General features: G+C 58.2%; 9 protein-coding genes. 4 read left to right on the top strand and 5 right to left on the bottom strand.

What is annotated here, in order from left to right; all coding sequences use genetic code 11:
* Nucleotides 1–3 precede the first annotated feature (3 nt).
* The 4 genes from xylB to xylF form a co-directional block, all read right to left on the bottom strand.
* Nucleotides 4–1,455, bottom strand: a complete 1,452-nt coding sequence (xylB, locus tag ACVDG4_RS16930; RefSeq protein WP_447235971.1) for a xylulokinase — start codon at nt 1,453–1,455, stop codon at nt 4–6.
* A 143-nt stretch (nt 1,456–1,598) separates the two neighbouring features.
* The gene (locus ACVDG4_RS16925) at nt 1,599–2,366 is read right to left on the bottom strand and encodes an ATP-binding cassette domain-containing protein (RefSeq protein ID WP_008197073.1); all 768 of its coding nucleotides are present in this window, start codon (nt 2,364–2,366) and stop codon (nt 1,599–1,601) included.
* A gap of 23 nt (nt 2,367–2,389) precedes the next feature.
* Nucleotides 2,390–3,679, bottom strand: coding sequence for a sugar ABC transporter permease (locus ACVDG4_RS16920; protein ID WP_447235970.1), 1,290 nt, complete (start codon nt 3,677–3,679; stop codon nt 2,390–2,392).
* A 128-nt stretch (nt 3,680–3,807) separates the two neighbouring features.
* Entirely contained in the window at nt 3,808–4,839 is a 1,032-nt protein-coding gene (gene xylF, locus ACVDG4_RS16915) for a D-xylose ABC transporter substrate-binding protein (RefSeq protein ID WP_055673696.1), read from the bottom strand.
* Between the two features lie 268 nt (nt 4,840–5,107).
* Here xylF and ACVDG4_RS16910 point away from each other — a divergent pair, with 268 nt between their 5' ends.
* From ACVDG4_RS16910 to ACVDG4_RS16900, 3 genes are read left to right on the top strand one after another with little or no spacing between them, the layout of a single operon-like run.
* Nucleotides 5,108–6,349, top strand: a complete 1,242-nt coding sequence (locus ACVDG4_RS16910; protein WP_447235969.1) for an ROK family protein — start codon at nt 5,108–5,110, stop codon at nt 6,347–6,349.
* Nucleotides 6,346–7,770 (top strand): di-heme oxidoredictase family protein, encoded by a 1,425-nt coding sequence (locus ACVDG4_RS16905; protein WP_447235968.1) that lies wholly within the window; start codon nt 6,346–6,348, stop codon nt 7,768–7,770. The genes ACVDG4_RS16910 and ACVDG4_RS16905 overlap by 4 nt, the downstream gene beginning before the upstream one ends.
* Nucleotides 7,767–9,428, top strand: coding sequence for a CRTAC1 family protein (locus ACVDG4_RS16900; RefSeq protein WP_447235967.1), 1,662 nt, complete (start codon nt 7,767–7,769; stop codon nt 9,426–9,428). The genes ACVDG4_RS16905 and ACVDG4_RS16900 overlap by 4 nt, the downstream gene beginning before the upstream one ends.
* 7 nt (nt 9,429–9,435) lie before the next feature.
* On the opposite strand, the gene ACVDG4_RS16895 is transcribed toward ACVDG4_RS16900, so the two are convergent.
* Entirely contained in the window at nt 9,436–9,981 is a 546-nt protein-coding gene (locus tag ACVDG4_RS16895) for a GNAT family N-acetyltransferase (protein WP_447235966.1), read from the bottom strand.
* Between the two features lie 302 nt (nt 9,982–10,283).
* Here ACVDG4_RS16895 and ACVDG4_RS16890 point away from each other — a divergent pair, with 302 nt between their 5' ends.
* Nucleotides 10,284–11,630: an NAD(P)-dependent oxidoreductase gene (locus ACVDG4_RS16890; protein ID WP_447235965.1), complete on the top strand. Its 1,347-nt coding sequence runs from the start codon at nt 10,284–10,286 to the stop codon at nt 11,628–11,630.
* The last annotated feature ends 8 nt before the right edge of the window (nt 11,631–11,638 follow it).

Raw genomic sequence — 11,638 nt, 5'->3', positions numbered from 1 at the left:
TCCTTAAAAACCGGCCTGCTTGAATGCCGGATACAGTTTTTGCCAGCGCTGATAAGCATCGGCGTAAGCGGGAATAAGGGTTGGGTTGGGGTCAATGGTTGTTCGAAGTGCGGGTTTGCTGAAAACACCCTCTGTGGAACCAAGGGCCCCAGCCTGACCGAGCCTGGCAGCGCCAAGAGAGGCCCCGAAATCGCCGTCGATTGGGACATCGATCGGAACTTCCAGGAGGCTGGCGATGATCTCCAGCCAGACCTCAGATCTGGACCCGCCGCCAACAGCCAGCAAACGGTCAACTTTCGTGCCGGCAGAGGTCAACGCAAGGAGGCAGTCTTTCAAGGCGAAGGCCACCCCATCCAGAACGGCATGGGTCAGCTCAGTATCGCCCGTTTCATGGGAAATCCCGGCGAACCCGGCCCGGATCGCCACATCATTGTGAGGCGTCCGCTCGCCCCCGAGGTACGGAAGGAAAGAAACATTTGACGGCCCGGCTGCGCCCCCAAGCGCAGCCGTCAATTCCCCTGGAGCCTTCTTCAGCCGGCTTGCCAGCCAGTTGAGACTGTCGGTCGCCGACAGGATCACGCCCATCTGATGCCAGGTGTTTGGCACGGCATGACAAAAGGCATGGACAGCATTTTCCACATTGGGCGAGAAGCGATCATTGGTGACAAAAAGCACCCCGGACGTGCCAAGCGAGACAAACCCGGAACCCGGCTCCACCGCTCCGACCCCGCAGGCGGATGCGGCGTTGTCGCCACCGCCGCCGGCAACAACCGGAGCCTTGTCAAATCCCCAGCGGGCGCACAGATCTGACGTCACTTCACCTGAGACGTCAGACCCTTCCACGAGGTGCGGCATATTCTGGCGGGTCAAACCTGTGGCCGCCAAAAGCTCGTCGCTCCAGTCGCGCTTTGCCACATCCATCCAGAGCGTTCCGGCGCTGTCGGACATGTCCCCGGCATAGATCCCGGTGAGTTTAAAACGCACATAGTCCTTGGGCAGCAGAACCATGGCCGTCTTTGCAAAGACTTCCGGCTCGTTCTCACGCACCCACAGCAACTTTGGGGCCGTGAAACCCGGCATCACCCGATTGCCGCCAAGGCTCAGGAACTTCGGTTCTACCGCTTCAAGATCCGCGCATTGTTTTGCGGACCGGCCATCATTCCACAAGATGCAGGGGCGCAATGGCTTGCCATCCGCGTCCAGCAAAGTTGCCCCATGCATGTGACCGGACAATCCGATGCCTTTCACTGCGGCCATCTTTGAGGGCACTTGCTGCTTCAAACTGTCGAGGACCGTTTCGCAGGCGGTCCACCAGCTCTCCGGATCCTGCTCGGACCAACCCGGGTGCGGACGCTGCACCGTCAACTCCGCCGTTGCAGAGGCTACAAGCGCCTGGTTTTCATCCAGCAAAATCGCTTTGACCGAACTGGTACCAATATCAAGGCCAATAAACATGAGGTGCGTTCCTCATTTTGGTTTCAAAAGAATGCCGAAACCTCAACCTTGAGGCCCGGCATTGGCAAATCGTCCGAACTGACCCAAACAATGATTGCGGTCAATTCGAGGGATGGCCCGCACCATGGCGCGGGCCAAAAAGTCTATCCGACGACCGTGTCGTCAACAATCGCGCCAGGTCCGGGAGTTGCGCCTGGAGGACATTTGCCCAGGATGATCATGCCGAGGACATCATCATCCGTGACATCCCCGGTCTTTGCCGTTCCGACCAGCTGGCCGTTCTTCATGACGGCAATCCGGTCACATAGCTGGAAGACATCGTGGATGTCGTGGCTAATCAAGAAGATACCGAGTCCCTGCTTCTTCAGCTCTTGAATGAGCTCAGCCACCATCTGGGTTTCATGCACCCCGAGCGCGGCTGTCGGCTCATCCATGATCAGGATCTTCGCGTTGAAGTAAACGGCCCGGGCAATCGCAACGGACTGACGCTGACCACCAGACAAGGCTTTCACCGGCGCATGGAACTTTTTGAAGTTCGGGTTGAGACGGCCCATGATCTTGCGGGTTTCCGCCTCCATGGCATCGTCGTCGACGAACCCGAGCGGCGACGTCAGCTCCCGGCCTAGAAATAGGTTCGACGCGGCATCGAGGTTGTCTGCCAGCGCAAGCGTCTGGTAGATGGTCTCAATGTTTTGAGCCCGCGCATCACGCGGCGAATGAATATGCACTTCATTGCCATTGATGCGGATCTCACCGCTGTCGGCCTTGTAGGCCCCGGACAGGATTTTGATCAGCGTCGACTTGCCGGCACCATTGTGGCCAAGAAGACCGACCACTTCGCCGGGAAAAAGGTCAACAGAGACATGGTCCACTGCGCGCACCCCGCCAAAGGAGATGCACATGTCTTTCATTTCTACGAGAGGGGCGGTCATTATTACTCTCCCGTGCGCTTGCGGTAGATGATGTCGACCAGAACGGCGAGCACAAGCACCGTACCGACAACAATATTCTGGAGCGGGGCATCCACCCCAACCATCGCCATGCCCGATTGCAATGACTGCATGATCAGAGCACCGAGAATTGCGCCGTAGATCGTACCGACACCACCGGCCAGCGCCGTTCCGCCGATAACCGCGGCTGCAATGACGCGGAGTTCGTCAAGCGTGCCGATATCATTGGTCGAGAACCCGAGGCGGGCTGCGGCGACAGCTGCGGCCAGGGCACTGAGGCCGCCCATGATGGCAAACACCTTGACCGTCAAGAACCGTGTGTTGATGCCGGAAAGTTCCGCTGCATCCGGATTGCCGCCGGTCGCGAAGATGTAGCGGCCGAGCCGTGTGCGCCGAGCAACAACGGTCATGACCACAGCCACAATAATGAGAAGGACGACGGAATACGGAATGCCATAGCCCATGGTCAGGCCTTCCGGCAGTGTCTCGCCAGATGCCTCAAACATACGGCGCAAGCGGGCTTTCGGGATGTCGTATGCGTTCAGGATCGCAACAAACCCGAGAATAGCCGCGGTAGTGATTACGCCCATGGTGACTTCCGCCCAGACCGGTTTGACCGGGAACCCATGCGAGGACTTGCGGCGGCGCGAAGCGATCTGAAGCCAAAGAGCGGCAGCAACAGCCAGTATGCCGAAGATCCAAGACCCGGTTTCGCCCATCGTCCCGCCGATGCCACCAATCATCGTGAAAGTGTCGTCGAGCGGCCCGATCGTTTGACCGGAGGTGATGAACCAGGCAACGTTCCGCCAGACGAGAAGCCCGCCAAGGGTGACAATAAAGGCAGGAATTCCAAGATAGCCGATCATCCAACCCTGGAAACCGCCGATGATCACTCCGACGACAACACCGGACAGGATGGCCAGCACCCATATTACCGGGTGTCCGAGCCCCATGAATTGCGGCAGGATATCCGTCTGGACCACTGCCATCACAGCTGCAACAGTGGCGAGCACTGAGCCAACCGACAAATCGATGTGGCGTGTGACGATGACGAAGACCATGCCTGTTGCCATGATCGCAACGGATACGGTCTGGATTGTCAGGTTGAAGATGTTGCGCGGGGTCAGGAACCGGCCTTCGGTGAACACATTGAACACCAGGCACAGGACGATGAACGCGCCAATCATGCCCAAAAGGCGCGTATCCAGCTGCAACGCGGTAAAGAAGTTTCGTGCCGTCGGGCTCTTAGAGCCGGACAGTGCCGTATCGGACATTGCGGTTACTCCTGCTTGGAGACCATTTGCTTTTTCAAAAGCCGGGTGGCCAGCCCATGGGGACTGACCTCTCCGGCGCCCCGATCATGCGGTCCGGGCTCAGAGCCCGGACCGTTTCGTTGTTGTTCTTAGTTACAAGGCGCCGGGCCGTTTTCGACGCCCTGGCACAGATCGTCCTTGGAGATCCAGCCGGCATCAACAACAGCAGTCAGATTGTCCTTGGTGATCGGCATCGGAGCCAGGAACTTCGCGGTCAATTCGGTACCACCTGGTGAAGTCCAGCTGCTTGCGCCGTCCACCGAAGACATCTCACCGCCGTTGGCGAGCGCAACGGCGATTTCACCGGCGGCCTTGCCAAGATCCCGTGCATCTTTCCAGACGGACACGGTCTGCGTACCGCGGGCAACGCGGTTCAGGGCAGCATGATCGCCATCCTGACCGGAAACCGGGGTGCCTTCCATGCCTTGTGCAGTCAGTGCAGCAACTGCACCACCCGCAGTCCCGTCGTTGGACGCAACAACTGCATCAACGTTGTTGTCGTTGGCGGTCAGGATCTGCTCCATGTTGCGCTGAGCGTTCGCCGGCAACCAGCCATCAGTGTAGGCTTCACCAACAATCTTGATGTCGCCGCTGTCGATTGCTGCCTGAAGAACTTCCTGCTGACCACCGCGCAGGAAGTCTGCGTTCGGATCGGTCGGGGAGCCCTTGATCATCACATAGTTGCCCTTCGGCTGTACAGCCAGAACGGCAGCAGCCTGCATACGGCCAACTTCAACGTTGTCGAAGGTCAGGTAAAATGCCCGCGGATCCTCAATCAAACGGTCGTAACCGACAACCGGAATGCCTTCGTCCGCCGCAGCCTGAACAGCCGGGCCGATTGCCTGCGCGTCCTGGGCGAGGATGATCAAAGCGTTTGCGCCCTGTGCGATCAGCGCTTCAACGTCGGAGAGCTGCTTGGCAGAAGAACTTTGAGCGTCGGCGGAGATGTATTTCGCGCCCGCAGCGTCCAGAGCGGACTTGATCGCAGCTTCATCAGTTTTCCAGCGTTCTTCTTGGAAGTTGGACCAGCTAACACCAACCACGATGTCTTCAGCGTGGGCAGCGGTCAGAGCAGTTGCGGACACAAGGGCGCCCGCCAGCAATGTGGTGAACTTGCGCATCGTTATCATTCCTCCCATCGGTGCCGCATGATGTCGAAGCGCAGCACCTGAAACACGTTTGTTTGTGGCCGGACCGGATCCGGTAAAAAATGGGACAGCCTTATTGTTATTTTTTTTGGACCCCGAAAAAAAGTTGCTCTAAAGCGCGGCTCCTGTCAACATGGTTTTGCGAAACTTTGACTTCGAAGAGAGGACTTCGAAGAAAAAATCGCCAAAAAGCCCGGAAAACGCGGCGTAAGAAAATGATTTGGGAGCGAGCGCAAACATCATGACACGCAAGGCGGACCGGGATCAGATCCGGCGGCAGAATAGAAGCATTGTTCTACAGGCACTTCGGCGAAATGGTCCAACAGCCCGGATTGATCTGGGTAAAATAACGCGGCTGAGCCCAGCCACCGTCACGGCAATCACCTCCGATCTGCTCGATCAGAAACTGATCATCAGCGCGGAGAGCGATGAACCGAAATCGCATCAGGCCCGTGGGCGTCCGCGAACGCTTTTGCGGCTCAATCCGGAAGCCGCCTACACGGTCTGTATCCGCCTCTCCGTGAACACGATGGATCTCTCGCTCGTTGATTTTGCCGGCACAATCGCAGCGAGCTTGAGAACGCAGTACGACAGCGCCACCGCCGATGCAGACAGTTTTCCTCCGGTCCTGATTGCTGCCATCCGCCAATTCATTGCAGATGCTGGCATCTCCGAGGCGCAAGTCCAGGAAATTGGTGTGGCAGCACAAGGCGTTGTGGAAACCGAAGCGGGCCTGGTCGCCTGGAGTCCGGCGTTTTCGGGCCGCAAGATACCGGTGGTCGCCCCCTTGCATCAGGCCTTTGGCGCAGACTGCTATATTTCCAACGATACCAATATGATCACCGAGGCCCTGCACTGGTCGGATCCGGAGCGGTACAGCGGGACGTTCACGGTGATCATGCTCGATTATGGCGTTGGTATGGGCCTCTACCTCGACAACCATCTCTTTTCCGGTGCCAGCGGCACAGCTGCGGAATTCGGACATGCCAATCACATTCCGGACGGCGCTTTGTGCCGGTGTGGCAAGAAAGGGTGCTTGGAAGCCTATCTTTCCGATTATGCGCTGGTGCGATCCGCGTCACAACTGCCTGAAGACACAGACCCGGCCGATATTAAGGCGGGCGTCGAAGGTCTTGAAAAACTGATTGAAACTGCGGACGCGGGTGATGAAAACGCCCGTAAGGCATTTCACCAGGCCGGCCGCGTTCTCGGATACGGGCTCGCCAGAGTGATTGCCCTGATCGACCCGAAACGCATCGTGCTGACAGGCGCTGCGATGCGGGCCTACACGTTCATGGAAAAAGGCGTGTGGGAAGGCTTGAAAGATGCGCTTGTCGAGGACTTGCGCAACAACTTCACACTTGATGTGATGCCTTGGAACGAAGACTTCATCAGGACAGGTCTGGTGGCCCAATCGATGGAACGGCTCGATATGGATTTCTTGGGAGCGCAAGTGAAAGCGCCGAGGCGGGAAGCTTCATGACCAGGCGCAATTCTCTCCTGATCGGCATTGCGGCTCTGGCGGCTTTCCCCGCACACGGGCTCGCTGATGAAACGCTGCCCCCGTGGAGCGAACGAACCATCCTGGAAGATGTGGATCTCAACGCTCTGGCGAAGTCCGGAAAAGATCCAATACCTGTGCTGCAGCCGCTTGGCGAAACGCTTTTCGAAGCAAAGTTCACCAGCCTCGATGGAGCCGGCCGGCCGGATGCCACCGGTGCCATCGTGCCAACGAAAGTCCGGCGGCAGTCTCATTTGACTTTTCAGCGGCTGGCTGGTCCGGACGCCAACGCTTGCGCGTCTTGTCACAATGAACCGGTCATGGGCGGTGCAGGATCCTTTGCCGTCAATGTCTTCGTGTCCGAAGGTTTTGAAAGTGCAGACTTCGACACGATCGACCCGCAGTTCTCGAACGAGCGCAACACCAACGCCTTGCAGGGCGCGGGCCTGATCGAGTTGCTCGCCCGGGAAATGACGACGGATCTGCGCGCCCAGCGCAGCGCAGTCCTTCAAGACGCCAGGACAACCGGATCCACAGCAACAGTGGATCTAGAGACTAAAGGAATTTCGTTTGGGCGCCTCACCGCACATCCGGACGGAATTCTCGATGTGTCTGAATTGGACGGAATTGACGACGATCTGACTCTTCGGCCCTTCGGTCAAAAAGGTGTCTTTGCATCACTGCGCCAATTCACAGTCAACGCGATGAATGATCATCACGGCATTCAGGCCGATGAACGGTTCGGTGCCCGCTGGACCGGGACAGATGATTTCGATGCAGACGGGTTCGCGCAAGAATTTAGCGATGGGCAAATCTCGGCGCTCGTTGCCTGGCAGGCAATCCTGCCACCGCCTGGCAGAAAACAGGACATGCCGGAAATCTGGGAAAAAGCCGCTGCACGCGGTGAACTGATCTTTGACGAGATCGGCTGCACCTCCTGCCATGTCCCGGCCCTGCCACTCGACAGTCTTGTCTTTCAAGATCCGGGTCCATTCGACACAGCAGGCACCTTGCGTCAAAGCGATGTGGACCAGCCGCTCGCGCTCGATCTTGCAACACTGGAGTGGGTGAAAACCCTGCCAAGGGATGACAGCGGGCGCGTTCTGGTCCCGCTCTTCGGCGACCTGAAACGCCACAAGATCGCTGACCCGGCCAATGACACACTCGGCAACGAGCTCCTGGCGCAACGGTTCGTGGCACGGGATGTCTTCATCACGGCGGAACTCTGGGGGATCGGAAGCACGGCCCCTTATGGGCATCGCGGCGACCTGACGACCTTGAACGAGGTGATCCTTGCCCATGGCGGGGATGCTGCCGACAGCCGCAAGGCCTATGCCAGTCTCGATGAGGGTGGCCGCCAGTCCATCATCGCCTTCCTGCGCAGTCTGGAGATCACCCAATGATTTTTAGACGGTCCGGACTTCTAGTCTGCATAGCAGGCGTTTGCACGGGTCTGACAAATTCGGCCTTGGCAAACGGTCAGACCTCGCTCGCCCCCATCCCCTCTTTTGTAGAAGAAGCCGCAAAAGCTGGCATTACGCATACCTACGACGGGGCATGGGAGTATTTCGTCGGCGGCGGGGTTGCAATTTTTGACTGCAACGGCGATCGCCGTCCCGACATGTTTCTGGCGGGCGGCAAAAACCCGGCCAAGCTTTACCGCAACCAAAGCCTCACGGGCGGAAAACTCAACTTCGAATCGGTTTCGGACTATGGCCCAAACGACAAGCAGCTCTCCAAGGTGCTCGGCGCCTACCCGCTGGATGTCGATAACGATGACATCCTTGATCTTGTTCTCTTGAGACTGGGTGAAAACCTGATCCTGAAAGGCACGGGCGACTGCACCTTCGACGTTGCCAACCGCGCGCTCGGCTTCGACGGCGGACGGGAATGGACAACAGCCTTTTCCGCAACCTTTGAGGATGGCAACGCCTACCCGACCCTAGCCTTTGGGAACTATGTCGATCGCTCGGCGCCCGGCTCGCCCTGGGGGACATGCCACGACAACTTTCTCTTCCGGCCGGAAGTATCTGTGGACGGACGCGTCAGCTACCCGGAGCCGATCCGCTTGTCACCCGGATATTGCAGCCTCTCGATCTTGTTTACAGACTGGAACCGCTCGGGCGAGCCGTCCCTGCGCATCTCCAATGACCGGCATTACTATCGCGGCGGCCAGGAACAGCTCTGGGCTGTTCCGCCGGGCAGGCCGCCACGCCCTTACCGCAAGACGGACGGTTGGCAGCATTTGAAAATCTGGGGAATGGGCATCGCCTCCATCGATCTCAATGTGGATGGCTTCCCGGAATATGCGCTGACCAGCATGGGCGACACCAAGCTTCAACAACTGGATGATGAGGCGGACGAAACCGTGCCCGTCTACCAGGACATCGCCTTTGATCTTGGTGTGACAGCGCACCGACCCTACACCGGCGATGATCTGAAGCCTTCGACCGGCTGGCATTCGGAGTTCCAGGACGTTAACAATGACGGGCTCTGGGATCTCTTTATCGCCAAGGGCAATGTCGAGGCGATGCCCGACTTTGCCGCGTTCGACCCGGACAACCTCCTGCTGGGCCAGTGGAGCGGCAAGTTCTCCGAGACCGGAAAAGTCTCCGGCATCGCGCTCGACCGGCGTGGCCGGGGAGCGGGTCTTGCAGATTTCAACTCCGACGGTCTTTTGGATCTCGTGGTGGTGAACCGGTCCGCGCCGGTCAGCCTGTTCCGCAATGCCGGGGCTGGCTCCACAGATAAACCTCGCCCGCTCGGCAACTGGCTCTCAATTGACGTCCGCCAGCCCGGCACGGCGAATATCCGCGCCGTCGGCGCAAAAATCAGCGTCAAGACGGGCAATCGAACCATCGTTAAAGACATAGAAGTCGGTGCGGGGCATGCCTCCGGACAACTCGGGTTTGTTCATTTTGGCCTCGGCGTTGCCGAACGGGCAAACGTGCGAATCAAATGGCCGGACGGCGATTGGAGCCACAGTTACCGCGTTTTCGCGAACTCCCACGTCATCATAGACCGGGGCGCGGAAAGGGCACGCTTCTGGTATCCGGAGTGAACCTCGTTTAGCGGGCCGGGCGGCGCCGTCGGTAGAGTATACGGTTCATGCTCTCAACATGGCGCTCCGGCTGAAACCCGACCTTATGCAACAGTTTCTGGGATGCTACATTTTCCGGGTGCGCAAACGCCGACACCAGAGGCAATTCAATCTTGATGTCGGCGACCTCAAGCGCTGCCAACGAGAGTTCCGCGCCGTATCCGTGGCCCCAAGCTTTGGGATGAAAGAAAAACGCGAGCTCTGGCCCCCATCCTGGGTCGAACGGATCATCATACAGTCCACCCCAACCGATAATTTCCGGCTCTCCCTTTACCCGAATTGTCCAAGGAGCAAATCCGTCCCGCCGGCGGCGCCACTCATGGACCGCAATCCGCCGTCGGCATGACGCCAGATTCTTGTCAATTTGGGTGAACTGCATTGCCCACGGATCCCCAAGAAAACCGTGGAGCTCAGGCACCTCAGAAAGTCTGGGTCTCGTGAGCAGCAATCGGTCAGTCTCGACATTCCCGCTCAAGGGTATTTTCCTCTCACCAAGACACCACCTGACCGCCATACGGCGTGTTTTTTCGATCCGCAAAGCTGCCGGAAATCGACATATCTGATTGAAAACATTCCAGCCGAACCGGCTTGTTTGGCACTATTCTGCCCTATGGCGCAAATTTAATCACGCCCAAAATATAAACTAAACCACTGATGTTTCAGTAATATTATTGCTGAGTCTTTTCCTCCAGTTTTTAATTGTTCTAAAAATATTTGACTAACTGTTCAAATTTTTGCCCAATACCTCAACGAGCAGCCTCAAAAGAACGAAGGATGCCGTTCCCAAAAACGATCGCCAACCTTCCGGAGATCTTCATGACCCAGACCAAAGCCGGCCCCGATATTGCCGCCGGACGCTTGCCTCAGGACGCATACGCTGAAAACTTCAGCGATCTGCATCCGCTGCTGGAACCGCACGAGGCACAGGTCGAGGCAGACCGGTGCTACTTCTGTTACGACGCACCTTGCATGCAAGCGTGCCCGACCAGCATCGACATTCCGCAATTCATCCGCCAGATCTCAACGGGCAATCCGACCGGATCGGCGAAGACCATCTTTGACCAGAACATTCTGGGCGGTATGTGCGCCCGGGTTTGCCCAACGGAAACCCTGTGCGAACAGGTGTGTGTACGCGAAGTCGCAGAAGGCAAGCCGGTTCAGATCGGTCAGCTCCAGCGCTATGCTACTGATCACTACATGGCCGAAAATGAAACGCAGCCGTATCAACGGGCGGACAGCACTGGCAAAAAAATTGCCGTGGTCGGCGCCGGCCCGGCTGGTCTCGCCTGTGCACACCGTCTTGCCATGCACGGTCATGATGTGACCCTGTTCGACGCGCGCGAAAAGGCAGGCGGCCTGAACGAATTTGGAATTGCATCCTACAAATCAGTCGACAACTTTGCGGCCCGTGAAGTCGAGTTTGTTCTTTCGATCGGCGGCATCGAGCTCAAGACCGGCACGCGCCTGGGCGAAAATCTGAACCTCGCCGATCTGCGCGCGTCCTATGATGCCGTGTTCCTCGGCATTGGCCTTGGCGGCGTGAACGCGCTTGGCCTCGACGGCGAGGACAAAGGCGGCTCTCTGGATGCTGTCGACTACATCGCCAATCTGCGGCAGGCCGATGATCTCGGAAAACTTCCTGTTGGCCGGCGGGTGGTCGTTATTGGCGGCGGCATGACCGCGGTCGATATTGCGGTTCAGACCAAGCTGCTTGGTGCCGATGATGTCACCATTGCCTATCGGCGCGGTCAGGATCGCATGAACGCATCCGAATATGAGCAACACCTTGCGCAGACCAATGGCGTCAAGATCATGACTTGGGCACAGCCCAAGGCACTTGTGGCTGCAAACGGCTCGGTCACGGGGATTGAACTGGAACGGACACGGGATCAAGATGGATCCCTGACCGGAACCGGTGAAACCGTGACGCTCGAAGCTGATATGGTCTTCAAGGCCATCGGCCAGACTCTGGTCGACACGGATCTCGGTGGCGCCCTGACCCTCGAAAAAGGCCGGATTGTGGTGGACGCGGACCGCAAGACCAGCCTCGATGATGTGTGGGCGGGCGGCGACTGCGTTGCTGGCGGTGAAGACCTTACGGTCGCGGCCGTCGAAGACGGCAAGATCGCCGCGGAAGCCATCAACGCCGCGCTGAGCGCCTGAACGGCCGA

This window comes from Roseibium sp. MB-4 (assembly GCF_053005265.1).
This window is presented reverse-complemented; position numbering and strand designations above follow the sequence as displayed.